This window comes from Sinorhizobium sp. B11, from assembly GCA_039725955.1.
Lineage (GTDB): Bacteria > Pseudomonadota > Alphaproteobacteria > Rhizobiales > Rhizobiaceae > Rhizobium.
Window position 1 is genome coordinate 115,893 of record CP091033.1, and the last position, 24,356, is coordinate 140,248.

Annotated in this window: 19 protein-coding genes and 1 pseudogene; 9 read left to right on the top strand and 11 right to left on the bottom strand. The window is 60.4% G+C overall.

Annotated features, from left to right (window positions below; translation table 11 throughout):
• Window positions 1-2 precede the first annotated feature (2 nt).
• Window positions 3-932, bottom strand: a complete 930-nt coding sequence (locus tag LVY75_00575) for a J domain-containing protein (protein ID XAZ20494.1) — start codon at window positions 930-932, stop codon at window positions 3-5.
• 82 nt (window positions 933-1,014) lie between these two features.
• Here LVY75_00575 and LVY75_00580 point away from each other — a divergent pair, with 82 nt between their 5' ends.
• Entirely contained in the window at window positions 1,015-1,308 is a 294-nt protein-coding gene (locus LVY75_00580) for a hypothetical protein (GenBank protein XAZ20495.1), read from the top strand.
• 412 nt (window positions 1,309-1,720) lie between these two features.
• Here LVY75_00580 and ugpC read toward each other — a convergent pair whose 3' ends face one another.
• From ugpC to LVY75_00610, 6 genes and pseudogenes are all read right to left on the bottom strand, one after another.
• Window positions 1,721-2,782 carry a sn-glycerol-3-phosphate ABC transporter ATP-binding protein UgpC gene (ugpC, locus tag LVY75_00585; GenBank protein ID XAZ20496.1) on the bottom strand — a complete coding sequence of 354 codons (1,062 nt, stop codon included), beginning with the start codon at window positions 2,780-2,782 and terminating at the stop codon, window positions 1,721-1,723.
• 21 nt (window positions 2,783-2,803) lie between these two features.
• The gene (locus LVY75_00590; GenBank protein ID XAZ20497.1) at window positions 2,804-3,658 is read right to left on the bottom strand and encodes a sugar phosphate isomerase/epimerase; all 855 of its coding nucleotides are present in this window, start codon (window positions 3,656-3,658) and stop codon (window positions 2,804-2,806) included.
• Between the two features lie 31 nt (window positions 3,659-3,689).
• Window positions 3,690-4,929: pseudogene (locus tag LVY75_00595) on the bottom strand (ROK family transcriptional regulator).
• A 40-nt stretch (window positions 4,930-4,969) separates the two neighbouring features.
• Window positions 4,970-5,812: a carbohydrate ABC transporter permease gene (locus LVY75_00600; GenBank protein ID XAZ20498.1), complete on the bottom strand. Its 843-nt coding sequence runs from the start codon at window positions 5,810-5,812 to the stop codon at window positions 4,970-4,972.
• Window positions 5,809-6,738, bottom strand: a complete 930-nt coding sequence (locus tag LVY75_00605) for a sugar ABC transporter permease (protein XAZ20499.1) — start codon at window positions 6,736-6,738, stop codon at window positions 5,809-5,811. The genes LVY75_00600 and LVY75_00605 overlap by 4 nt, the downstream gene beginning before the upstream one ends.
• A gap of 68 nt (window positions 6,739-6,806) precedes the next feature.
• A complete protein-coding gene (locus tag LVY75_00610) occupies window positions 6,807-8,105 on the bottom strand; it encodes an extracellular solute-binding protein (protein XAZ20500.1) in 1,299 nt (432 codons plus the stop codon).
• Between the two features lie 277 nt (window positions 8,106-8,382).
• On the opposite strand from LVY75_00610, the gene LVY75_00615 reads away from it, so the two are divergent.
• Window positions 8,383-9,429: a Gfo/Idh/MocA family oxidoreductase gene (locus LVY75_00615; protein XAZ20501.1), complete on the top strand. Its 1,047-nt coding sequence runs from the start codon at window positions 8,383-8,385 to the stop codon at window positions 9,427-9,429.
• A 16-nt stretch (window positions 9,430-9,445) separates the two neighbouring features.
• Here LVY75_00615 and LVY75_00620 read toward each other — a convergent pair whose 3' ends face one another.
• Window positions 9,446-10,582 carry an ROK family transcriptional regulator gene (locus tag LVY75_00620; protein XAZ20502.1) on the bottom strand — a complete coding sequence of 379 codons (1,137 nt, stop codon included), beginning with the start codon at window positions 10,580-10,582 and terminating at the stop codon, window positions 9,446-9,448.
• A gap of 211 nt (window positions 10,583-10,793) precedes the next feature.
• Between LVY75_00620 and LVY75_00625 the strand changes: the two genes are divergently transcribed.
• A complete protein-coding gene (locus LVY75_00625; protein ID XAZ20503.1) occupies window positions 10,794-13,820 on the top strand; it encodes a glycosyl hydrolase-related protein in 3,027 nt (1,008 codons plus the stop codon).
• A gap of 167 nt (window positions 13,821-13,987) precedes the next feature.
• On the top strand, window positions 13,988-16,018 hold the full coding sequence (tkt, locus tag LVY75_00630) for a transketolase (GenBank protein ID XAZ20504.1): 2,031 nt from the start codon (window positions 13,988-13,990) through the stop codon (window positions 16,016-16,018).
• A 75-nt stretch (window positions 16,019-16,093) separates the two neighbouring features.
• Here the strand turns inward: tkt and LVY75_00635 are convergent, their stop codons facing one another.
• Entirely contained in the window at window positions 16,094-16,477 is a 384-nt protein-coding gene (locus LVY75_00635; protein XAZ20505.1) for a nuclear transport factor 2 family protein, read from the bottom strand.
• 250 nt (window positions 16,478-16,727) lie between these two features.
• Between LVY75_00635 and LVY75_00640 the strand changes: the two genes are divergently transcribed.
• From LVY75_00640 to LVY75_00660, 5 genes are all read left to right on the top strand, one after another.
• Window positions 16,728-18,065 (top strand): epoxide hydrolase, encoded by a 1,338-nt coding sequence (locus LVY75_00640; GenBank protein XAZ20506.1) that lies wholly within the window; start codon window positions 16,728-16,730, stop codon window positions 18,063-18,065.
• 236 nt (window positions 18,066-18,301) lie between these two features.
• Window positions 18,302-19,447, top strand: coding sequence for an extracellular solute-binding protein (locus LVY75_00645; GenBank protein ID XAZ20507.1), 1,146 nt, complete (start codon window positions 18,302-18,304; stop codon window positions 19,445-19,447).
• A complete protein-coding gene (locus LVY75_00650; GenBank protein ID XAZ20508.1) occupies window positions 19,447-20,337 on the top strand; it encodes an ABC transporter permease subunit in 891 nt (296 codons plus the stop codon). Before LVY75_00645 ends, LVY75_00650 begins: the two co-directional genes overlap by 1 nt.
• Window positions 20,334-21,155: an ABC transporter permease subunit gene (locus LVY75_00655; GenBank protein XAZ20509.1), complete on the top strand. Its 822-nt coding sequence runs from the start codon at window positions 20,334-20,336 to the stop codon at window positions 21,153-21,155. The genes LVY75_00650 and LVY75_00655 overlap by 4 nt, the downstream gene beginning before the upstream one ends.
• 23 nt (window positions 21,156-21,178) lie before the next feature.
• Window positions 21,179-22,258: an ABC transporter ATP-binding protein gene (locus tag LVY75_00660; protein ID XAZ20510.1), complete on the top strand. Its 1,080-nt coding sequence runs from the start codon at window positions 21,179-21,181 to the stop codon at window positions 22,256-22,258.
• 6 nt (window positions 22,259-22,264) lie between these two features.
• Here the strand turns inward: LVY75_00660 and LVY75_00665 are convergent, their stop codons facing one another.
• Both LVY75_00665 and LVY75_00670 read right to left on the bottom strand, forming a co-directional pair.
• Window positions 22,265-23,098, bottom strand: coding sequence for an inositol monophosphatase (locus LVY75_00665; GenBank protein ID XAZ20511.1), 834 nt, complete (start codon window positions 23,096-23,098; stop codon window positions 22,265-22,267).
• 132 nt (window positions 23,099-23,230) lie between these two features.
• Window positions 23,231-24,262 carry a LacI family transcriptional regulator gene (locus tag LVY75_00670; protein XAZ20512.1) on the bottom strand — a complete coding sequence of 344 codons (1,032 nt, stop codon included), beginning with the start codon at window positions 24,260-24,262 and terminating at the stop codon, window positions 23,231-23,233.
• Window positions 24,263-24,356: the final 94 nt, after the last annotated feature.

The window sequence follows — 24,356 nt, forward strand, 5'->3', positions numbered from 1 at the left end:
GGTCAAGCCTCCATGTTCTTTCTCGGATCCTGTGTGTCGGCTGCCGCCCAGTCCTTTGCGAAGGCGGTCAGTTGTTCGTCTGGTTGCTCGGGCAGCACGATCTTCAGCGTAACATAGATGTCACCTGCGTCGCCGCCACGCCTGGCGACACCCTTGCCCTTGAGCCGGAGGACCTTGCCGCTGCTGGAATTGGCCGGCAGGGTCAGGTTGACCGGCCCTGAAGGCGTCGGCACGCGCACCTTTCCACCGAGTACCGCTTCTCTCAAGGTGACAGGCAGATCGAGGCGGATGTCGTCGCCGTCGCGGGTAAAGAAACGGTGCGGGCGAACACGGATATCGATCAGCGCATCGCCGGCCGGCCCACCGCCGAAACCGGGTTCGCCCTTGCCGCGCAGGCGCAGCGTCTGGCCGTCCCGCGTACCGGGCGGGATCTTGACGTCGAGCGCCGGCCCTTCCGACAACCTCACCTGGCTCTGCGTGCCATTCACCGCATCGAGGAAATCCACCTCCATCGTGAAGCGCCGGTCCTGGCCCTGGGAGCGAAACTGGCCGCCGCCGGCGCTGCCGCCGCCAGAGCGGCGGGAAAAGAAGTTTGAGAAGAGATCGTCGGCGTCTCCAAAATCGGCAAAGCCGGCGCCGTTGTGATAGGCGCTGCCGGGGCCGTTTGAGGAGGCATAGTCGCGATAATAGCTGCGGGGCGCCTGTTCGGCTCCCGTGATGTCGATCTCGCCGCGATCGAAGCGGCCCCGCTTGTCCTCGTCGCTCAGGATTTCATAGGCGGCAGAAATCTCCTTGAACTTCGCCTCGGCCTTCTTGTCGCCTGGGTTCAGGTCTGGGTGAAGCTTCTTGGCAAGCTTGCGGAATGCCCCCTGAATTTCCTTCTGGGTGGCCTCCCGTTTCACGCCGAGAAGCTCGTATGGATCTTGGCTCATACATGTCTCCGTGCAAGGGTAGCCAATACTGCGGATCGGAATCCGCCTTCATATAGGTTGCGGCTTGGCTGCCGGGGAGGGGATGAGCGGAAGCTTGAACGGTGCCCCCTTCTATCTGAAGGCCTGTAAAGGGCTCGCCACGCCCTCCGACCGCTTCGAAGTCGAACATTTTCTGAGCCACCCTGCGCCGCCAGCCAGGTTGACAAATGCTCCCTTCAATGAGAACAAAAATAGAACAGATGAAAAGGTACGCATTTATGATACGTTTCGCCCCGAAGACACTGCAGGACGCTGCCCCATCGATCAAGATTGCAAAGCCGAACGCCAGCCCACGATCCGAGATCGAGCCATCGGACACTTCCAGCGCTACTGCTGAGAAGGAAACCGACGGGATAGAAGCGCAGGCTGCCATCACGATACCGGGACCTGCCAAGCCCGCCGCAAAACTCCTTGAGTTATCCGCGGAGCTCCCTCCGAAGGGCAGAAAGACGGGTACCAGGAAGGGCAAGGAGGCGGTGAGCCCAAAGCAGCGGGAGATTCGTAGCGGGGGCAACGATCACAATGGTGGTGATCTGCTTCTCGATCTCTGACGAGAGCTTTTTAAGCACCGGACACAAGGCTTTTGTGTGCTTGTGATTCTTCCCGGATTCTCGAGGTCATGCCGCTTCCACGGCATAATCTGCATTCAGTTTCATTTTGCCCGTTGGCACCGCTCCGTGAAAGAAGATCAAATTGCTGATTTCGGGGGGCGCCCGCTCGATCACGCCGTCCGCCCCCGTCAAATGCAATCAGTTCAAGACCGGTTCGCCAACGGTGATGCGTTGCTCGCCTTCGTCGAACAGATGGACGGCATCGTGGAGCGGGGCGATCCGCAGGATATCGCCGGGGGCTGCTCTGATCCGCTCCCGGAACACACAGCTGATGGTCTGGGTGCCAAGACGGGCAATTACCAATGTTTCGGATCCCGTTGGCTCGACCACGGCAGTCGTCACCTCGATCCCGTTGGGATCGAGCGCGAGGTGCTCGGGGCGAATGCCGTAGGTGACGGCGCCGGAAGGGCGCCGCTCGCTCGGCAGGATAAGCCCGTCTGTCGTCCGGAAACCTTCATTCGTCATGTTCCCCCTGATGAAGTTCATGGCGGGTGAGCCGATGAAACCGGCGACAAAGAGGTTGCTCGGCCGGTCGTAGAGTTCGAGCGGCGAGCCGGACTGCTCGATCAGGCCGTCCTTCATCACGACAATCTTGTCCGCCATTGTCATCGCCTCGATCTGATCGTGTGTGACGTAGATCGTTGTTGTCTTCAGCCGCTGATGCAGTTCCTTGATCTCCGTGCGCATCTGGACGCGGAGCTTTGCATCGAGGTTCGACAGCGGCTCGTCGAACAGGAAGACGGCAGGGTCCCGAACGATCGCGCGGCCCATGGCAACACGTTGCCGCTGACCGCCCGACAGTTGCTTCGGATAGCGTTCCAGAAGGGCCTCAAGGCCGAGGATCTTGGCGGCATTGCCGACGCGCTGATCGATCTCCGTCTTCGCCATACGCTTCAGCCGCAAAGAGAAACCCATATTCTTGGCGACCGTCATATGCGGATAGAGAGCATAGTTCTGGAACACCATGGCGATGTCGCGATCCTTCGGCGCCAGCTCGTTGACGATATGCTTGCCGATCTGGATCTGGCCCGAGCTGATGTCTTCCAGACCCGCGATCATCCTGAGAAGGGTGGATTTTCCGCAGCCCGAGGGGCCGACGAGCACGACGAACTCGCCGTCACGGATATCGACCGACACACCTTTGATGGCTTTGAACGCACCGTAATCCTTGCGCGCATCGTTCACTCTAACATGAGCCATTTTCGTCCTCCCCAGTCGCTCTCAGAGCTTGTCCAACACGTTTCTGAGGTAGGCGAGGCCGAGGCGTTCCCCCTCTTTTCGCGCTTCGAGATCCTTGCCCGGCCATCCGTAGGCGGCGTCCTCATGCTCGATCGAAAGCGTACCGTCGAAGCCGTTGCTCCGTGCCTGGCGCAGGAAGCGCTGCCAGTCGAGAAGGCCCTTACCCGGCAGCTTGTATTGCCACCAGCCCTTGCCGTGATAGCCGACGGCCTGCTGGGTGGCGGCATCGATTGCGGTATCCTTGGCATGGAGAATGGCAATGCGATCCTTGACCGCGTCCATCGCCGTATAGGGATCGACGCCGATGCGGATGAGGTGGGACGGGTCGAATTCAAGACCGAAGCGGGGGCTTGGTATGCGCTTGAAGAGCTCCTGCCAGCCCTTCGGCGTCGTCCCGACGAAATTATCCTTGGGGCCGGGCCAGTTTTCGATTGCGAAGACGAGACCGCTTGATGTCGTCTTGGCAATCAGCTCGTTGGCAAAGGCGGCAAAATCATCGTAGTTGGCTTCGTCATCGGCACTGTCGTCGCGTCCGGGAAAGATCACGAAGATCGGCACGCCCGCTTCGCCGATCGCCTGGGCAAATTCCTCCGTTCGGACGCGAAGCGCGCCGCGCTTGCCGCTGTCGGCATCGAGCTGATTGCCGAAATAGGTAATCGAGGAGACGAAGAGGCCGTGGTCGCGGGCAAGTGCGACGGCAGCCTGCACCTTGTCCGGCGTCTTGATATGGCCACCGACATCGATCTCGATCGCGTCGAAACCTGCAGAGGCCGCGAAATGCACCACTTCCTCGAGCGGCCGGTCGTTGAATGTCGACGTATAAAAGCCAATCTTCATCAAAATCCTCCCAGCGGCCCTGCCGGCCGTATTAATTGTTCAAGCGATCCATGAATTTGAGGGGCGATCGGGTGCGTTGCACAGCATCGGCGGATGCCAGCATCAAGGCCGCCGCCATCGGCATTGCCGCCGCACCGAGCGCTGAAGCATCCTCGCCGATCGAGGCACGATGCAGCGTAGGCAGAGTGTTGTCTCCAGCCGTCAGATGTTCGTGAACGTAGCGCAGCAACTCGTCGATCATGCGGATCGGCAGCCGGCCGCCAATGATGATGGCGTCGGGATCGACGATCATGCCGATATGCTTGACCGCCACGGCAAGGTGAGCGCTCATTTCCTTCAGCCACTTCGACACCAGAGCCTTGCCGCGCGCATCGAGCGTCAGGAGATCCTGAGGCACGCTTGCAAGGACGCCGTGCTCGCCAAGAAACTTGTAGAGAAAAAAACATCGTCACCACCTCGCCGAGAAGATCGACCTTCGGTGCGGTCTTGTCCCGGTCGTCGGCAATCGGCAGCCAGCCGATTTCGCCGCTCAGCGCCATGGCGCCGCGATGGCCGTTGCCGTCGAGAACGAGCCCTCCGCCGAGGCAGGCATTGATGGCGATGTAAAAGAAGCTGCGGCTTTCCGCCCCGAGGCCATAGTCGAGCTCCGCAAGTGCGGCCGCATTGGTCTCATTTTCGATGAAAACCGGATGCTGCGTCAGGTTTTCGAGTGCTGCGCGTACGTCGAATTCCATCCATTCCGAATAGTCTTCGGGCATGCCGAGGAAGGGGATCTCCCCGAGCCAGTCGGGCATGGCGAGCCCGATGCCGGCCAGGTGCGCGTCGTCGATCAGCCGGCTTCGCTGGAAATGCGATATTGCATCGGCCGTCAGCTGCATGAATTCGGCAGGGCGCACATAGCGCTTTTCATGGTGAACGCGGGCGCGCACGTTGCCGACGGCATCGACGGCGACAATCGTCAGGTGATCGCGATCGATATTGATGCCGATGGCGAAAAACGCATCGGGGTTGATTTCGAGCTCGATTGCCGGCTGGCCTCTCAACCCATGGCGCCGGCGAGCCTCTATGATCAGGCCTTCGTCGAGCAGGCGATCGACGATCCGTGCGATCGCCGGTTTGGTAAACCCGGTCTGCCGCGCAATTTCGGCACGCGAAATCGGTGCCTGCCGATGGACGCAGCGCAGCACGACGGCTCTGTTGTGCTCGCCCGCATCCTCAACATTGGCCCCCGTCAGATCGGGGGACAGTCTGGCGCCGGTCATCTGGTTCATGGTCGGGATCCTCTATCAGCCACGGACACGCAAACCGACCTTACCCTTTCACCGCGCCGCTGGTCATGGCGCCGAGGATCAGCCGCTGGAGCGACAGGAACGCCACGATCGCCGGTACGACGGAGATCAGGCAGGCGGCCGCAAGCAGCTGGATGGACGAGTCGGTCTGCATGCCACGGAAGTTAAAGATCCCGACGCCGATCGGCATCAGATTGTTTTGCGTCAGCAGAAGAAAAGGCACCAGGAATTGTGACCAGCCGGCAATGACGGTGATGATGAAGACGGAAGCAATGCCCGGCGCCGAAAGCGGCAGGACGATCCGCCAGAAGACCGAGAACCGATTGCACCCGTCGATCATCGCCGCTTCATCGAGGCTGCGCGGAATGCCGTCTATCGTGCTCTTCAGCAGCCATGTCGCGAGTGGCACACCGAGGGCAATATAGACCATCGTCACCGCAAAATGCGTATCGAGCAGGCCGAGACGGTTCATGTAGCGGTAGAGCGGCACCATGATCACGAGCGGCGAGATCATCTGGAACAACAAGAGCCCCATCATCGACAGGCCCTTGCCGCGGAACTGGAAGCGGGAGAACGCATAGGCCGCCGGCAGGGCGACGACCAGAACGCCGAAACCGCTGAGTGCTGCGAGCTTCAGGCCGTTCCAGAGATAGATCGGGAAGTAGCTGTTGTTGAGGACGGTCACGAAATTATCGATCGTCGGATTGTGCGGTATATAGCGTGCCACGCCGCGATAGATTTCGCGTTTGTCACGCACGGCCATCGACAGGAGATAAGAGAGTGGGCCGGCGAAGAAGATGAACATCACCAGCATGAAGAGGTAGCTCAGGAAGTCGCCGAAGCGCGTGCCGGTACGTCTGCTCATTGCTCTTCCTCCTTCGGCAGGAACGATGCGTAAACGACGGCAAGCCCGAGGCTGATGATCAGCATCAGCACGGAAAGCACGCTGCCGCCGGAAAGGTCGTAATTGCGGAAGACGATGTTGAATACGTAGAGCGAGATCACCTCGGTCGCACGTCCGGGTCCGCCGCCCGTCAGCGTGATGATCGCATCGAACGTGTTGAGCGTCATGATCGTGATGAGGATCATGTTGACGAGCATGGCTGCACGCAGCTGGGGGAGGGTGATGAAGAAGAACTGTTGCGGGCCTGTCGCGCCGTCGACATCAGCCGCCTCATAGAGCGAAGGGTCGATCGATTTGAGGGCGGCGTACATGACGACCATCGAGAAGGCCGTGCCGCGCCAGATGTTCGAGATCAGCGCCGACCATGGCGCGATCGCCGGATCGGAAAGCCATGCGACGGTCGGCAGGTGCATGAGCCGCAATATGCTGTTCAGCGCCCCATACGGAGCTTCCGAAAACAGCATCTGCCAGATGATGCCGCCGGCAATGCCCGGGACCACCCAGGCGACAAGCGCCGTGGTGCGCAGGATCGTCGTGCCGAACAGTCCGCGTTTTTCACCTCTGATGACGACGACGGCGACGGCGAGACCAAAGATCTGCTGTCCAATGACACTGCCGCCAACGAAGATAAGGGTCGCCCACATGATGTCGGGCAATTGCGGTGAGCTCAGCGCATTCGATATCGTGCCGAGCGTATAGACCGGATTGTCGCCGATCAGCGTCGCATTGGTGAAGGACAGACGAAAAACGTCGATCACGGGGTAGAGATAGAAGATGCCGATGACGACAATCACGGGCATGATCCAGGGCAACGGAGCCCCGGCAAAACGGCGCATGAACGATCTGCTGTGAGGCGGGCTGGCAGCCTCGATGGCAATGGGGCTCATTGGGCTTCTCTGTCCGGGTTTGACATGACCGGCGGCGCCCGTCACGGGCGCCGCCATGATCTCAATCGTCAGAGACGCTTGTAAGCCTCCATCGTCGCGTTGAACGCGCCGTCCAGTGCCTCTTCCGGCTTCTTGGTGCCGGACAGCACGTCGCCCATCATGATCTGGATCTGGTTGGAGATTTCCGGATAGATCGGGGCGCCCGGACGAGCCTGACCATCGACGAGAGCCCCGGCGAAGGTCTTGTTGGCTTCGGTCGCGAAGACATCATATTTGTCGAAGAGCGACTTGCGCGTCGGCAGCTGCTGCTGCAGCGCATTGGCCGGTCCCATATAGACTTCGCGGGCAAGGTTGGCACACATTTCGACCTTGTCCTTGTCCTTGCTGAAGGAGGCGATCGTCCATCCGCCGGTGCCCGTCGAACGTTGATCTGCGGTCGGGCCGGGGATCGGCGAGAAGGTCCAGTTCTTGAACTCCTCTTCGTCGAGCGTGACCTTCAGCTGGGCATATTGCCAGTTGCCACCGATGAAGAGCGCAGTGGTTCCGGCTGCCGCGGCGGCGTTGAGGTCGTCATAGTTGCCGATGGTCGTCACGCGTTTGGGCGCTGCACCGGAATCGACGAGGTCCTTGTAATAGGTCAGGGCCTTGAGGAATTTCTCCTTGTTTTCACCTTCACCGAAGATCGGCTTGCCGGAATCGTCGACGAGCTTGCCGCCGAGCGCCCAGTAGTTCGCCAGCCAATCGAAGGTGGAACCTTCATAGCGACCGGCATTGAAGAGGATGCCCTCCATGCCCTGTTCGACAGAGGAAAGCCCGGCCTTCTTCAGGTCGTCCCAGGTTTGCGGCGCATCGGCAACGATGGATTTATTGCGGTAAAGCACGCGAAGATCCGTGTCCCACCACCATGCACGGATCGTCTGGTCCTTGTCGGTAATGCCGTCGCGGATGAAGGGGAACAGGTCGGCGACTTCTTCCTTCGAGAAATAGGGGGTGAAGTCGGCAAGCACATGGTTGACCATGAACTGCGAGAGCACGAAGGAGTCGACTGCGGCGCAATCCGGAGCGTTGCCGGCTTTGGCCTGTTCCAGCATCTTGGCCTGTTCGGTGCCGATATCGGCCGACATGAACTGCATCTGCAGCTTCCAGTCGGGATGCTTCTTTATGAAGTCGACGAAAAGTTTCTGATAGCCTTCGGCGATTGCCGGATCGGCATTGTTGGGACTGTCGTTGGTGAGCCGGACGACAAGGGTTTTTGGTGCGTCGGCAGCGCCGATCCTGTCTTTTGTCGCAAGCTCCTGGGCAAATGCGGCAGGCACTGAAAATAACATTGTGCTCAGCGCTAATGCGCCGATGAACGCTCTCTTCATGATGGGTCTCCTCCCCATTTTAAACGGATACAGCCTGGTGGTCAGTTGACCTCTCCTCAATTCCATGCTGCATTAATTAGATTAAGTTACTTTGATTTGATGTCAAGCCGCAGCTTGGGAGGATTGAGATGCCGGCGACATTCAACACAAGTTAGCGCGCGCCAGCCGCATTTCCCGATCACAGAAAATCGAGCCATTTCGGGCATCCGCAATGGCGTGGTGAGGACTTTGCCCCGGCTGCGTGAGGTGGCCGAACCTGACATCTATGGAGGATAAGATGCGCTTACTCATTCTCGGCACTGGCGGGATGGCCAACCAGCATGCTGCAAATTTCAAGGCGATCGACGGCGTCAGCGTGGTGGGCGGCGTCGACGTCGTTCCCGAACGGCTGGCGGCATTCTGTTCGGAACACGGCATTCCCAACCATTTCAGTTCGCTGGAAGAAGCTCTTGCGTGGGGCGAGTTCGATGCCGTTGCCAACGTCACGCCTGACCGCATTCACCACCCGACGACGCTTCAGGCGATCGCTGCGGGTAAACACGTCTTCTGCGAAAAGCCGTTGGCGACTGACGCCATCAAGGCGATGGAAATGACCGATGCCATCGAAAAGGCCGGCAAGGTCGGCATGGTCAACTTCACCTATCGCAATTCTCCCGCCCTGCAGAAAGGCCGGCAGATGGTCCTTGCCGGCGAGATCGGCGAGGTGCGACATGTCGAGGCATCGCACCTGCAGAGCTGGCTCGTCGGTCGTCATTGGGGCGATTGGAAAACAGAGAGCAAATGGCTGTGGCGGCTCAGCAAGAAGCACGGCTCGAACGGCGCGCTCGGCGATATCGGCATCCATATCGTCGATTTCGCGTCCTACGGGTCGGGATTGGACGTCGCCCATGTGTTTGCGCGGCTCAAGACCTTCAACAAGGCACCGGGCCACAAGATCGGTGAATATGATCTCGATGCGAATGACAGCTTCACGATGAATGTCGACTTCACGACCGGGGCGATTGGCACCATCCAGGCGACGCGAACCGCGGCCGGCCAGATGGATCAGTTGCGTCTCCGTGTCTATGGCGAGACAGGGTCGGTCGAGATGATCTACGATACAGGAAAGTCGACGCTTCGCGCCTGCCTTGGTGAAGACGTTCACACTGCCACATGGCGCGATATTCCCTTCGACCCGGTCGAAACCAATTACCAGCGCTTCGTGCAGGCGGTGAGGGTGGGCAAGACGCAGGAACCGTCGTTCCGCCGCGCAGCGAATATCCAGAAGGTGCTCGACAAGGCGCTTGCCTCGGATGCCAGTCACAGAGACGAGGCGCTTGGCTGAGCCGACTTGGGCCGGTTCAGGCTGATACCGGCGGCAGCAGGGTGTTGAGGAAGGGCAGCAATGCCGCCCCCAGTGCCACGCCGCCGCCACTGAAGCTTGCCGGCTTCATCGGCGAAATCCATGGCGTCAGGAAGGGACGCTTTGACGTGTCGCGCCGTTCGACGGAGAGCTGGTGGATCAGCGCTTCGATGACGCTTCGCGGCAGGTCGCCGCCGATCATGATGACACCTGGCGCGATGAAGCCGGCCATGGCGATGATGGGATCAAGCAGGTGGCTTGCGGCATCGCGGATCCACTGCGTCAATTGAGGTGAAGACGGCTCCTCGCCCGCGACGAGCCGCCCGAACTCGTCCTCGCTGACCAGTGCGCGCAGGGCGCCGAAGCCGACCACGGCGTTCAGCCGGACATTGTCGGGGCCGGTCAGCATTTCGCCGATACTGCCCGCGCGTCCGTGAACACCGGAATAGGGGATACCGCGAACGAGGAAGCCGGCCTGGACATCTTCATCGATTATGATCATCGCCAGTCCGCCTTCGGGGGCGGGCGCGCCGATGGTGCGCTCGGCAAGCAGGCTTGCGGTGCACTCGTTTTCCACGTGGCTGGCCGGAAGCGTCGATGCTGCGTCGAGTTCATCGCTTTCCGCTGCCGTCCAGTCATTGGACCCGATCCCCAGGCCGATGATCGGCAAGCCGACATGCCGGCCGATCATGTTTTCCGTTACCGAAAGGATTGACGGGACGCGCGTTGCCGGGGTGAGGGGAAAATATTCGCGATCATGGACCTGGCCGCTGAGATCGATCAGCACCGCTTCGCCTCGGCTTTGGCGAACCCTGATACCGATCGAGAAGGCTCCATCCGGCCGCAGGGCAAATTCCGCCGCAGTGGCGCTGTTGCCCGCGCCGTTGCGGCGGTGCGACGTCACCAATCCTCCGTCACTCAGGCGGCGCAGGATATTAGTGATGCCCGGACCGGTAAGCCCGGAATGCTGGCCAAGTTCCGTCCGGGTCAACGGACCATGTCGGCGGATCGCTTCCAGGATGACGCGGATATTTCTGTCGGCGATTTCTCCCGACCGCAGACCGATTGTTTTACCCCGCGTAACGGCCGTTTCCTCTGCCTGACGTCGCCGCGGCCCGGATCGAAGATACCGCATGACCGTCTTCCCTAAGCACCTGAATGCTTGTGTATCACAGGCAAAACTCTAGCAACTTATTTCTTGTGCGCTTGACGTGAAAACAAAGTTACTTAATCTAAGAGCCGCCACGCGTTTCGGTTGGAGGAGACGGGACGCGGCGCCTGCGGCTCATTTGCGCGACCTGATTTCTCCCCGCCCGTCAGTTGCTTATTTTCCAATAGGACCCGTCATGTCTCTCACTATCGCCCAACGTCTCGATCGTCTGAAAGTCCGTACAGCCGAGCTTGCTCACTGGCGCGACCGGCAAAGCGTTGTGATCGACGGCTGGACCTTCGACGGCGAGCCGATCGCCCATCATCAGGATTGGCCGCACCGCAACGGAACGGTTCATTTCGCGGCGTCCGCGGCCGCACCGCGCGACTGGCCAATCGAACAGGTTCGCCTGCAGCTTGATCTCGGCGGCGAAAGCTTGATCACATTGCAATATCCGGGCGGTGAGGCCGAGACATTCGGTCTCGACCCCTACCATCAGGAATTCCCGATCAAGGGCAGGGAGTTTTCAATTGCGACCGAAAGCGTTGCACGCTTTCCCTTCGGTGAGCCGAACCGGGCGCCGAAGCTCAACAGGGCGCGGCTGATCTGGCTGGATGAACCGGTCCATAAACTGCACCTTCTGTTGCGGCAGCTCGGCGAAGCCGCCGATGTGCTGGAAAACCATGAGGTCTTGCCGCACCTCATCGAGGCGGCCGAACAGGTGCTGCGCAGCCTGGACTGGCCCTCGGACACGTCAGCCTATATTTCGCGCACATCCGGTGCGGTCATGCAGCAGAAGATCTGGGAACTGCCGGAACTGCAGGAAAACCCGGCCGGTCTGACGGAAACACAAAGTGCTTTGGCCGCAGCGGCCTACGATCAGCTGGTCGCGCGTCTGAAAGAGCTTCAGAAGCGGTTCCCGCCGAATGGCGAGCTGTTGCTGACTGGCCATGCCCATATCGACCTTGCCTGGCTCTGGCCCTACCGCGAGACGCGCCGGAAGATGCGCCGCACCTTCAATACCGCGCTCTCGCTGATGGAGCGGTCGGACGACTTCCGATTCAACCAATCGACCGCTCATTATTATGCGCAGATGGAAGAGGACGATCCGGAGCTTCTCGAGCGTATCAAGAAGAAGGTCGCCGAGGGCAAGTGGGAAACGGTCGGCGGAATGTGGGTCGAACCCGACACCAACATGCCGACTGGCGAAAGTCTTGCGCGGCAGGTGCTTTACGGGCAGCGTTATTTCGAAAAACATTTCGGCCTGCGCCACACGGTCTGCTGGCTGCCTGACTGTTTCGGCTTTTCGGGCGCCTTGCCGCAGATCCTGAAGCTCGGCGGAATCGACAGCTTCTTCACCATCAAGGTGAACTGGAGCGAGACCAATCATATTTCATCCGATCTTTTCTGGTGGAAGGGCCTCGATGGAAGCAAGGTTCTAACCCACACATTCGATAATCCCATGCATGGCTATAATGGTTTCGTGCAGCCGGATTGCTTCGTGCCGACCTGGAAGAATTTCCGCGGCAAGACGCAGCACGATACGTCGCTCCTGGCAGTCGGCTATGGCGATGGCGGCGGCGGCGTGACACCTGAAATGGTCGAGCGCGAAGTGCAACTGCGCGACTTTCCGGCGATCCCCAGTGCGCGCTGGGGCACGGTGAAAGGCTTTTACGAAAAGGCCCACCGTACTGCGGAGGAAAAAGAGCTTCCGGTATGGGACGGGGAAATCTACCTTGAACTGCACCGTGCGACGCTGACCTCGCAAAGCGGTGTCAAGCGCAAGCACCGGCAGGCCGAGCGGGCGCTCATTACGGCGGAGACGATCGCTTCACTTGCGCACTTGCTGGGTGCCGGTAAGCCGGAAAGCCTGGAAGCGGACTGGCGTGTCGTCCTTAAGAACGAATTTCATGACATCCTGCCGGGCTCGAGCATTCGCGAGGTCTATATAGATGCCGAGCAGGAGCTTGACGGCGTAATCGTCAATGCCGGGGCAGATCAGGCCAAGGCTTTGAAGGCGCTGTCGTCCCAGCTTCCGGCAGGCGGACTGACGGACGCGGTCATTGCCGTTAATCCGTCGCTCGCGCCGCGACCCCTGACCGCCAGGCTTTCGGATGGAACGGTCTTGTCATCTGCCGATATTGTCGCTCCGCTTTCCGTCGCAGTCTTCGATCGCAGGGCATTGAAGCCGGCCGGCATGCTGAAGGCCGACGCCCACAGCCTTGAGAACGAACATCTGTCTGTTGTCATCGGCAAGGATGGCGCCGTTTCGAGCCTCGTCCACAAGGCAACGGGCAGGGAGGCGGTCGAGGGCGGCGCCAATCAGCTCTGGGTCTATCCGGCCGATAAGCCACGCAACTGGGACGCATGGGATGTCGACGCCGACTATGCGGAAAAGGCCGTCCGCCTCGACAAACCCGAAAGCATCACACTTGTCGAACAGGGGCCGCATCGCGCGGCGATCCGTGTCGTCCATCGATACCGGAACTCGACGGTCACCCAGCTTTACGCGCTGACCGCGAATGGCCGCAGGCTCGATATCGAAACGACGATCGACTGGCACGACCGGCGCACTCTGCTGAGAACACTGAACCCTGTCGCCGTGCGGTCCCGCACTGCCACTTTCGAATGCGCCTTCGGTATCGTCGAGCGCCAGACGCATACGAACACTTCCTGGGAACAGGCGATGTTCGAAGCTGCCGCGCACCGTTTCGTCGATCTCAGCGAGCCGGGCTTCGGTGTCGCCCTGCTGAACAATGCCAAATACGGGCATAGCGCACGCGGCAATGTCATCGGCATGAGCCTCGTGCGCTCACCAATTTATCCCGATCCGCTCGCCGACGAAGGCGAGCAGAGCTTTACCTATGCGCTGATGCCGCATGAGGGCGCCTGGCATGAAGGCGGGGTCCTGCAGGAGGCGATCGATCTCAACCAGCCGCTCGTTACCGGCGAGTCAACCGGGCTCTCGGCAGGCACGCTGTCGCCGCTTGGCGTCGAGGGCATACCGGTCGCTTTTTCGGGACTGAAAGCGGCGGAGGATGGAGAGGGCCTTATCCTGCGGCTTTACGAGCCGGCAGGCCGCCGCGGGCTGCTTTCGCTTGCCCTGCCGTCCGGCTGGCAGTCTTCGGGACCTCTGAACATCCTCGAAGAACCGATCGAACGTGCAGGCCCTGCCGACATCATGCCGTTTGAAATCCGGACCTGGCGGCTGCAACAAAGCTGATCGCGATTGCAGCGCCTGTCCGGAGAGGATGCGGACAGGAGGCCACGGCGGCGAGATGACGACCGGATGATGAAGTTCTTGGTCGGATTTCAACATGTCGCAGTGGCCCAGTTCGTATCGGGCACTATCTTCGGGTCTGTCCTTTCACCAGACCCGAGGAAACCATCATGACGGAATCCGTAAAATCCGTACCGGCGCCCCGCGATCAGCACCTTCGCGACATGGCCGATTGCATCCGGTTCCTCTCGATGGATGCCGTCGAGAAGGCCAAGAGCGGGCACCCCGGCATGCCGATGGGCATGGCGGACATTGCCGTCGTGCTCTTTTCCGAATTCCTGAAATTCGATGCCGAAGACCCATACTGGTTCGATCGGGACCGTTTCCTGATCTCCAACGGGCACGGTTCGATGCTGCTTTACAGCCTGCTCTACCTGACCGGCTACCAGGATATGACGATCGATCAGATCAAGAACTTTCGTCAAATCGACAGCAGGACGGCAGGTCATCCCGAATACCGCCATGCGACGGGCATCGAGACGACCACCGGGCCGCTCGGACAGGGCATTGCCAATTCGGTCGGTTTTGCGCTTGCCGAGCGCATCATGAACGCCAGGTTTGGCGACAATCTTTCGAGCCACTACACCTATGTGTTCCTGGGTGACGGATGCCTGATGGAAGGCATCAGCCAGGAGGCCATATCGCTCGCAGGCCACTTGAAGCTCGGCAAGCTGATCGCATTCTGGGACAACAATTCGATCTCGATCGACGGGGCGACAAGTCTGGCGGAATCCGACGATCAGCCGGCGCGGTTCCGTGCATCGAACTGGCATGTGCAGGAGATTGACGGACACGATACGGACGCCATCCGCGACGCAATCGTCGAAGCGCAGCGGGTCACCGATCGCCCGTCGTTGATTGCCTGCAAGACCATAATCGGTTTCGGCTTTCCGACGCGCGCCGGTACGCAGAAGGCTCATAGTGACGCGCCAGGCGAAGAGGAGATTGCCGGCGCTCGCAAGATTCTGGGCTGGACCGCGCCTCCCTTCGAGATCCCGTCCGGCCTGCTGGAAGACTGGAGGAAGATCGGCGCCAAGGGACGCAACGCCCGGATGGCCTGGGCGGTCCGGGTCCAGACCGCGAAGGCGGATGTTCGCGCTGACTTTGAGCGCCGCATGAAAGGCGAGCTGCCTTCAGACTGGACCAGCGCAATAGAAGCAGCAAAACAGGAGCTTCTGTCCGCCGACAAGGATTTGGCGACCAGACAGGCGAGCGGGATTGTTCTCAACCACCTTGCCGAAGCCCTGCCCGAGCTTCTCGGCGGATCGGCGGACCTCACACCGTCGAACAATACGAAAGCTAAGTCCATGGTCGAAATTGCGCCGGGCCAGTATAATGGATCCTATATCCATTATGGCGTGCGCGAACATGGAATGGCCGCGGCCATCAACGGGATTGCCCTTCATGGCGGGCTGATCCCTTACGGCGGCACCTTCCTGACCTTTTCCGACTACGCTCGTCCGTCCATCCGGCTGGCGGCAATGATGGCGGTGCGTTCGATCTTCGTGATGACACATGATTCGATCGGTCTCGGCGAAGATGGACCGACGCATCAGCCCGTCGAACATCTGACGGCGCTGCGCGCCATTCCGGGCCTTGCCGTGTTCCGTCCGGGCGACCCGATCGAGACGGCGGAATGCTGGCAGGCCATTCTCGATGCCCCGCGGCAGGCAGCCCTGATCGCTCTATCCCGCCAGCCCATGCCGCTTCTGAGGAAGCAGCCAGGCCCTCTCAACCTGTCGGCAAAGGGCGGATATGTTCTGCTCGAGGCTGAAGGTGGCGCGCGCGAACTGACCATCATGTCGACCGGATCGGAATTGCACCTTGCTGTCGAGGCAAGGGCGAGGCTTCAGGCGGAAGGCGTTCCGACCGCGGTCGTCTCCATGCCGTGCCGGCTGCTGTTTGAGGCGCAGGCACCGGACTACAAGCGCGAGGTTCTCGGAGACGGGACCGCGCGCGTTGCGGTGGAGGCCGCCGTCCAGGATAGCTGGGACCGATATATCGGGCTCGATGGCCGGTTCGTCGGCATGCACAGCTTCGGTGCGTCCGGCAAGATCGACGATGTCTACAGGAAATTCGACATCACCACCGACGCAGTTGTGAAAGCCGCGCGGGGAGCGCTGGGTCCCCGCCGTCGGTGAGTTGTTGGCGATCGCGGACGATTTGTGATCCCAACTGCTCTCGGCGCATGCGCTTCGGCATTATCAAGGACAAGACTATTTCGTCATCCGCTCTGTAAGATGTACTCGCGACGGCGATGGTTCGAAACCATCTGCGAAATATTGCGTTTCATGGGCCACCAGCCCGTCGCGAAATTCCATGATGCTGACGACGTATGAGGGTACATCGTCATAGGTGAGTGTAAATTCGGTGACCCAAAGATCGCCGTTGCCGACAATTCGTCGGACGGTGAACCGCTTCTTGTTCGGCTGAACGAACCGGCTTCGCTGAATATTGTGCCGACCGCGAATCCGCTCTCCTGATTGCGGATAATCCAGCAAGGCGTCGTCGTGATAGATCTCGTGTTCGGCATCGAAATCGCTCGCGTCCGAAGCCCGCCAATGGCGCTCCAATCTTTCCTGCACCGTTTGATCTTTCAATGGGATCTCCAACCTTCGTTTGCCGCCCTCATCCTCAGGGCGCCGAAATGGTGAGTTCGATCGCTGATCGTTCGAAGGATACGCTTGCCGAGAGCTGCCGGCAATTTGGCGATTGTGGGTATCAGCGCGGGGCCGGTACACGCTGATACATTTCAGCCGATTTTCGAAATATCTAGGACACGTGGATCCCTGAAATCACTCTCCGTTAACAGGCGCCGCGAATGTGGCAGCAATTGAAGGAGAGTGTTTCATGACCAAGGCCGACAATGTTTCAATTCGGCGTAGTGTTTCCGATCGAGCGATCGCAATGGCGTTTGGCTCTCTGTTGCTCGTTCCGGTGATCTATGCACTTCCGGTTCATGCCGCCGATCTTGCGTCGAGTGTTGCCACAACAGCGGTGAGCGCGGACGAAAGTGTCCGCCCGTTTCAGGTCCACGTGCCGCAGTCGCAGCTTGACGACCTGCGCAGGCGCATCGCCGACACCCGATGGCCGGACAAGGAGACGGTCGGCGACGACTCCCAAGGTATTCAATTGTCACGCGTTCAGGATCTTGTTCGCTATTGGGGTACAGAGTACGACTGGCGCAAGACCGAGGCGCAACTCAATGCATTGCCGGAATTCGTCACCACGATCGACGGTGTCGACATCCAGTTCATCCATGTTCGTTCGCGCCATCCCAACGCTCTCCCGATCATTCTGACTCATGGCTGGCCGGGGTCGATATTTGAATTCATCAAGACCATAGGCCCTCTCACGGACCCGACCGCATATGGCGGCCGGCCGGAAGATGCGTTCGACGTCGTCATCCCATCGATACCGGGCTACGGATTTTCCGGAAAGCCGACCGATCAGGGCTGGGGCCCGGACCGGGTTGCCCGCGCCTGGGATGTCCTGATGAAACGGCTCGGTTATGACCACTATGTCTCTCAGGGTGGCGATCATGGTTCGGTGATCTCCGACGCGTTGGCGCGTCAGGCCCCGAAGGGTCTGCTGGCAATCCATCTCAATATGCCCGCGACGGTGCCGGGCGACCTCATGAAGGCTATCAACAGCGGGGACCCGGCCCCTGCGAGCCTGTCGTCGCCGGAGCGGGAAGCATATAATTCCCTGAGCACCTTCTTCGGACGAAACGCTGCCTATGGCGCGATAATGGTGACCCGGCCGCAGACGATCGGTTATTCGCTTTCCGACTCGCCGGCTGGCCTGGCGTCCTGGATCTACGAGAAGTTTGCCCAGTGGAGCGACAGCGGCGGCGTTCCTGAACGCGTATTCTCCAAGGACGAAATGCTTGATGACATCACGCTCTATTGGCTGACGAACTCCGGCGCATCGTCCTCGCGGTTCTACTGGGAAAACAACAACAACAACTTCAGTGCCGAAGCGCAGAAGACGAAGGACATCAAGGTCCCGGTCGGCATCACGGTCTTCCCGAAGGAAATCTACCAGGCGCCGGAAAGCTGGGCCAAGCAGGCCTATCCCTCGCTGACCTACTATCATCAGGTCGAGAAGGGCGGGCATTTTGCGGCCTGGGAGCAGCCGCAGCTCTTCGCAGAAGAAGTAAGAGCCGCTTTCAAGTCCGTACGCTGACAATGTCGAAAGAAGTGGCTCTCATGCGAGGGCCACCTCAACCGAACAGGTGACCTGGAAATCTCATACCCTCTTCGCTCCAGATTCCGTCATCACGGGCGTCGCCAAAAATCGCGAAGCAAGTTTAGCACACGTGTGCATTTTGTTTCCTCCTGTCATTCCGGTGTTACGCGCCGGGGCTAGCAAGTCTCAGAACTCATCAGGGGCGCGGCCTCGACAGTGAAGGGAGACAGGGTATGAATAGACGCGAATTTCTGATCACATCGTCGGCGGCTGCGAGCCTTCTCGCCCTTCCGCGCTTTGCCTCGGCCGCCGCAGGCACGATCGACCTCTACAGCGGGTCGGATTCCAATATCATCGACCTGTGGAACAACATCATCCGTCCGGCTTTCGAAAAGGCGCATCCGGAAGTCGCGCTGAAGGTTACCGATGCCGGCGACAACAACGGCCTTCGCGCCATCGGCGACCGCGCTCTCGCTGCGCTTAAGACCAAGACCGATCCGCAGGCCGACCTCTTCGAATCCTTTGATCCGCGCCTTCCGGCCGGCGGTATCGATGCCGGTCTCTGGGTGAAGTTCTCCGCTGAGAACGTACCCGGCTTCGACCGCGTCAATCCGCTCGCTATCGACACGCCCTACTCGTTGCCCTATCGCGGCTCGCAGGTTCTGCTCGCTTATGACAAGACCAAGCTCGACCCGAAGGATGCGCCGAAGACCTGGGAACAGCTGACGGCCTGGATCAAGGCCAATCCCGGCCAGTTCATCTACAACCGTCCGGACAAGGGCGGTTCGGGCGGTAATTTCGTTCGCCGCGCCATTCATGAAGCCAACGGCCGCGACCCGAAGAAATTCAAGATCGACAACTTCACTGTCGATTTTGCCGAGCAGTCGCTGACGCCGGCGTGGAAGATCCTCAACGATCTCGCGCCGTCGCTCTATCAGAAGGGCGCCTATACCGCCGGCAACACGCAGTCGATCCAGCTGCTTTCCCAGGGCGTCGTGACCATGGCTCCGGTCTGGTCCGACCAGGTCTTGCAGGCGATCTCGCAGGGTGTTCTGCCCGAGACGACCGGCCTTGTGCAACTTTCCGACCTCGCGCTTTGCGGCGGTTTTTCGGCTATGACGATCTTCACCAACGGTGCCAACAAGGATGCCGCCCTCAAGCTTGCCGCCTTCATGCTGACGAGCGAGATGCAGGAAGCCATCATCACCGAAATCGGTGGTTTCCCGGGCGTTTCCTGGGATCACATTTCCGAAGATCTGCGCAAGAAATATGCCGACGTCATCCCGGCAACCATCCCGACCTTCCCGGGCGGCGATTGGGAAAAGGCGATCAACGATGGCTGGTACCGTACCGTCGCTCCCGGTATCAGCCGCACCTGATGACGGTCGATACGGCGCAGCCTGCGGTCATAGACCGTGCTCAGCCTCTCAGCAGGGGGAGCCTTTACGGGCTCCTCCTCGTCGGCATGCCGGTCTTTCTGGTCGGCTGGCTGATCATCTTTCCGATCTTTTCGGCGGTCGCCACGACCATTTTCGTGCGTCAACCTGACGGAACGACTGCGTTTTCGCTCGCCTCCTACCATTTCTTCTTCAGCGACGCCTACAGCCTGAACAATCTCTGGCTGACGCTCTGGACGACCTTTGTCTGCGGCCTGCTCCTGCTTGCGATCGGCCTTCCGATTGCGCTTTATCTGCGCTTTTCAGGCGGTCGCCTTGCCGGCTATGTGCAGGGTCTCGCGATCTTTCCGATGTTCGTTCCTTCGATCATTCTTTCCTATGCGCTGATCCGCACGATCGGACCGAACGGCACGGTCGACATCCTGCTCAATGCCGTCGGCTTGCCAAAGCTGCCGAGCCCCTATCTGACGCCCTGGGGGCCGGTCATAGGGCTTGCCTGGGACAATCTGCCTTTGACTGTTTTGATGCTGACGGCCGGGCTCACGTCCGTTTCCAACAGTTCCATCGAGGCGGCTCGCGATGTCGGCGCGACGCCTCCAAGGGTCTTCATCTCGATCATCTTGCCGCGCATGGGCAACTCGCTGCTGGTGACCGCTTCCTTTGCCGTTCTCGGCATATTCTCGGCTTTCACCTTGCCCTACGTGCTCGGCCCCGCCTCGCCAGAGATGATGGGACCCTTCATGCAGCGCACCTTCGCGGATATGAATGACCCGCTGAACGCGCTGACTCAGGCGGTCATCAGCTTCGGCTTCTGCCTTCTCTTCGGCATCTTCTATGTCTGGTCGATCGCCCGCAACCGCGAGGGCCGATGATGCCTCAGTCGCCAGCTCTGAAATTCGACTGGACGGGGCTGCTGCTGGCATTGCTGCTGACGCTTTTCATCGCGTTGCCGCTGCTGGTCGTCGCGACCTGGGCTTTCACCGAGATCTGGCGCTACCCTTCCGTCATTCCCCAGCAGTTCGGCCTGCGTTTCTGGTCGCAGACGCTCGCTCGCAAGGATGTCTGGGATGCGCTATTCCTCAGCTTGCGGCTGACGGCGACGGTAACGCTGCTCTCTGCGATCATCTGTCTTCCGGCGGCCTATGCCTTTGCTCGGATGCGCTTTCCCGGCCGCAACATCCTGTTTCTCTCGTTTCTTGCCTCCCATGCCTTTCCGAAATTCGGTCTGTTGGTGGCGATTGCCGGCATCTTCCTGCAACTCGGTCTGATCAGTACCTTCTGGGGTGTGGTGTTGATCCAGCTCGTCGGCACGCTGATGCTGATGATCTGGATCCCGGTCGCGGCTTTCCAGAATGTCGACCGGCGCATGGAGGAGGCCGCGCGCGACGCGGGCGCCACGCCGCTTCGCGTCTTCTGGTCGATCACGCTGCCGCAGGCCGCTCCGACCATATCAGCGGCCCTGCTCCTGACCTTCGTCGGCACCTTTTACGAGACGGAAGGCGCCTGGCTGATCGGTGCGCCGGAGATCCGCACCATGCCGGTGCTGATGATCAGCTTCATCAACAACCAGATCGTCGTGCAATACGGTGCGGTTCTCTCCGTGATGCTTTGGGTGCCGTCCTTTGCGGCATTGATGTTTGCGCGGCGCGTCATCGGGACCGGCGCCTTTGCGCGGGGCTTCGGCGCCTGAGCGCCGGCAGAAAGGATATAACAATGGCACATCTGGCGATCGAAGGCGTTTCGAAGAGCTTCGGCCATACCTTTGCCGTCAGCGATTTTTCGCTTGAGGTCGGTGATGGTGAGCTCGTCTGCCTGCTCGGCCCGTCAGGTTCCGGCAAATCGACGTTGCTGCGTATGATCGGCGGTTTCGAGCGGCCGACCGGCGGCAGCATCCGCATCGACGCCAGGGATGTGACGACCCTGCCGCCGGAACGGCGCCCAACCGGCATGGTCTTCCAGAGCCATGCGCTCTGGACTCATATGGATGTCTTCAACAACATCGCCTTCGGCCTCAAACTGCGACGTCTGCCGAAGACCGAAATTCGAGAGCGCGTCGAGAATGCCCTCGCTCTCGTCGGTCTCGCAGATTACGGGAAGCGCGCGGTGACGCAGCTTTCCGGCGGCCAGCAGCAGCGTGTCGCACTTGCCCGCTCGCTCGTCCTCGAGCCCAAGATCCTGCTGCTAGACGAGCCCTTCGCCAGTCTCGACCAGCATCTGCGCGAGCGGCTGCGTGAGGAAGTGCGCGACATCCAGCAGCGCCTCGGCATCACGACATTGTTCGTCACCCACGGCCAGGATGAAGCCCTGGCGCTTGCCGACCGCATCGTCGTCATGCGCGACGGCCGAACGGAGCAGGTGGCGCCGCCGAGCGTCATCTACCGCGAACCGCAGACGGCTTTCGTCGCCGGCTTTATTGGCTCGATGAATTTCGTCGAGAGCGAGATCCGAGATGGGATCTGCACGCATCCGCTTTTCGGTTTTTCCATTCCGGTCGCAAATGGTCCCGTGATGCTTGCGATGCGCCCGGAAGCCCTGACTGTGCATCCGGCCAGCGGAGCGGCAGGTGCAATCGTCCACCGCGTCACCGACTTCGGTACGCACAAGATCGTCGATATCGATCTCGCCGATGGCGTCAGGCTGAAGGCGATGGTTGCGCCGGGCGATATGATCCGGGCCGGAATGACCGTCGCTCCCAGCTGCTCGGGCTTCTTCGCCTTCCGCGACAATGCGCTGATTCACCAGTCGGCTGGCGCACAGGCGGCTGCGATAATGCAGCCGCTTCATACGGCTTGAACGGTCTCAGGCTTTCGGCTGAAAACCCTCCCGCAGCCAGGGATAGAGTGGCTTGCTTGCTGCCAGGATGTCGCCTTTGCCGGTCACAGCCGCGCCGGAAAACCGTGTGACGACACCGCCTGCTTCCTCGACCATGAGTGCCGAGGCACCGAAGTCATGGACCGACAGGCCGTCCTCGAAGAAGCCGTCCAGTCGGCCGCAGGCGACATAGGCGATCGAAAGCGCTGCCGAACCGAGCCGACGCACGCCGGCGGTATTGGCCATCAGCCGCTTGACGGCGTCGAAATAAAGCTCTTCCGGGACCGCCTTGACCTGGCCGGGGATCGGCAGGCCGGCGCCAACGAGCACGTTCTGGATATCGGCCACCTCAGCGCAATGAATCTGCTCGCCGTTCAGCCAGGCGCCGCCGCCGGCCTCTGCACTGAAGAGTTCGTCCTGCATGGCGTCATAGACGACCCCTGAGACGACGCGGCCGGCCTCGGCGATCGAGATCGTCATGCCGAAATGCGGGATGCCCCAGGCGAAATTGGTCGTGCCGTCGATCGGGTCGATATAGATGACCGGCGCGTCCGCGCTGCCCTGCCGGTTGCCGACCTCTTCCTCGCCCTTGATCGCATAGGCCGGAAACGCGCTCATCATTTCCTCGACGATGATCCGCTCGACCGCGACATCGATTTCCGTCTGGTAGTCGCGCGGTGCCTTGTGGACCATCTCGGCGGCCGTACGCCGTCTGAGGCCATTGCGCGCCGTCTCCCCTGCCTTGAGGGCTGTTTCGGCGAGTACGAGAAGGCGGGGCGAGGCTGCCGGCGACAGGCGCGCGGCGGTCGAAGACGATTTCATGAAGACAATCCGTGTGATGACTGGGGATGGCAGGCGGTTCGGTGTTTCTCATTGCAAATGCGCATGATGCTTTTATGAAGCGAGCGCAATGGCATGCGGTGTCGGGTCGACTTTCGTTCTGGACTTCTCAGCTCATGCTTTGGCCCGCTCACCCGCCGGTGCAGCGCAGGATTCACGAAGGATCAGATTTGGGGAAAAGATCGTCCGCGCGCCACTTGGCGGCGTCCTGCTGGAGATCTCGCTGAGAAGGGTGGAGATGGCCTGCTGCGCCATATCGAGCACCGGGGCGGCAACGACTGTCGGCGGCGGATTCATGATGTTAGCAAAATCGAAATCGTCTATCCCGATGACCGAGACGTCATCAGGCACACTGAAACCCAATTCGCGCAGCGCATTCAGGACGCCGAGCGTCATCATGTTCGATAATGCAAAAATCGCGGTCGGCGGATCAGGTTCGCGCATGCGGCGGATCGTGCTGTCATGCGCGCGCGCCTGGTCGAAACGCCCCTCAAGCAACAGCCCCGGATCAACGGGCAGGCCATGGGCGGCATGGGCCTGCATATAGCCGGCAAGACGATCTTCACCGGTGATGATGTTGGCGCGTCCCGCAGTGACGGCGATCCGTCTGTGGCCAAGGCTGATCAGATGTTCCGTGGCCATGCGGCCGGCTGCGATATTGTCGAGCTTGATCACGTCATAGGGCAGGCCCTCGATGAAACTGTCGAGCAGGATCGTCGGCACATGGATCTTGTCGACCATGCGGGCGCCATGCTCGGCATCCGAGCGTGTCGGAATGATGATGAGCCCTTCGACGCGCTGCATGCGCATCATGGTCAGGATCTGCTGCTCGCGGTCGTGATCCTCGCTCGTCGAATAGACCGCCGCCATGTAGCCGGCATTGAGGCAGGCGGACTCGACGACCTTGGCGACCTTGGCAAAATGCGGGTTGGTGATATCAGGCAGGATCAGACCGATCAGCCGGGAGCGGCCCATGCGCAGGCTGCGCGCGCCGCCATGCGGGATATAACCGATGTCGCGGACAGCGGCCTCCACCTTGGCGATCACCTCGTCGCTGACGGGCGCCTGAACGATTGAGTGCCGCCCGATGCCGTCGATATGGCGACACCCGCTCGTTTCGCCACATCCTTGATAGTGGCCATGCATCCTCCAGCTTTTTCTCAGGCCCTCTTGCCACCGGGCCGTTCTGATGCTCTTATACGAAACGTTTCGACTAAGCAAATGACGCCATGCGGGACCG

What these genes read in the sequence shown, in the direction of transcription:
- LVY75_00575 (XAZ20494.1), bottom strand. Translation starts at nt 932, where the DNA reads ATGAGCCAAGATCCATACGAGCTTCTCGGCGTGAAACGGGAGGCCACC.
- LVY75_00580 (XAZ20495.1), top strand. Translation starts at nt 1,015, where the DNA reads ATGAGCGGAAGCTTGAACGGTGCCCCCTTCTATCTGAAGGCCTGTAAA.
- ugpC (XAZ20496.1), bottom strand. Translation starts at nt 2,782, where the DNA reads ATGGCTCATGTTAGAGTGAACGATGCGCGCAAGGATTACGGTGCGTTC.
- LVY75_00590 (XAZ20497.1), bottom strand. Translation starts at nt 3,658, where the DNA reads ATGAAGATTGGCTTTTATACGTCGACATTCAACGACCGGCCGCTCGAG.
- LVY75_00600 (XAZ20498.1), bottom strand. Translation starts at nt 5,812, where the DNA reads ATGAGCAGACGTACCGGCACGCGCTTCGGCGACTTCCTGAGCTACCTC.
- LVY75_00605 (XAZ20499.1), bottom strand. Translation starts at nt 6,738, where the DNA reads ATGAGCCCCATTGCCATCGAGGCTGCCAGCCCGCCTCACAGCAGATCG.
- LVY75_00610 (XAZ20500.1), bottom strand. Translation starts at nt 8,105, where the DNA reads ATGAAGAGAGCGTTCATCGGCGCATTAGCGCTGAGCACAATGTTATTT.
- LVY75_00615 (XAZ20501.1), top strand. Translation starts at nt 8,383, where the DNA reads ATGCGCTTACTCATTCTCGGCACTGGCGGGATGGCCAACCAGCATGCT.
- LVY75_00620 (XAZ20502.1), bottom strand. Translation starts at nt 10,582, where the DNA reads ATGCGGTATCTTCGATCCGGGCCGCGGCGACGTCAGGCAGAGGAAACG.
- LVY75_00625 (XAZ20503.1), top strand. Translation starts at nt 10,794, where the DNA reads ATGTCTCTCACTATCGCCCAACGTCTCGATCGTCTGAAAGTCCGTACA.
- tkt (XAZ20504.1), top strand. Translation starts at nt 13,988, where the DNA reads ATGACGGAATCCGTAAAATCCGTACCGGCGCCCCGCGATCAGCACCTT.
- LVY75_00640 (XAZ20506.1), top strand. Translation starts at nt 16,728, where the DNA reads ATGACCAAGGCCGACAATGTTTCAATTCGGCGTAGTGTTTCCGATCGA.
- LVY75_00645 (XAZ20507.1), top strand. Translation starts at nt 18,302, where the DNA reads ATGAATAGACGCGAATTTCTGATCACATCGTCGGCGGCTGCGAGCCTT.
- LVY75_00650 (XAZ20508.1), top strand. Translation starts at nt 19,447, where the DNA reads ATGACGGTCGATACGGCGCAGCCTGCGGTCATAGACCGTGCTCAGCCT.
- LVY75_00655 (XAZ20509.1), top strand. Translation starts at nt 20,334, where the DNA reads ATGATGCCTCAGTCGCCAGCTCTGAAATTCGACTGGACGGGGCTGCTG.
- LVY75_00660 (XAZ20510.1), top strand. Translation starts at nt 21,179, where the DNA reads ATGGCACATCTGGCGATCGAAGGCGTTTCGAAGAGCTTCGGCCATACC.
- LVY75_00665 (XAZ20511.1), bottom strand. Translation starts at nt 23,098, where the DNA reads ATGAAATCGTCTTCGACCGCCGCGCGCCTGTCGCCGGCAGCCTCGCCC.
- LVY75_00670 (XAZ20512.1), bottom strand. Translation starts at nt 24,262, where the DNA reads ATGCATGGCCACTATCAAGGATGTGGCGAAACGAGCGGGTGTCGCCAT.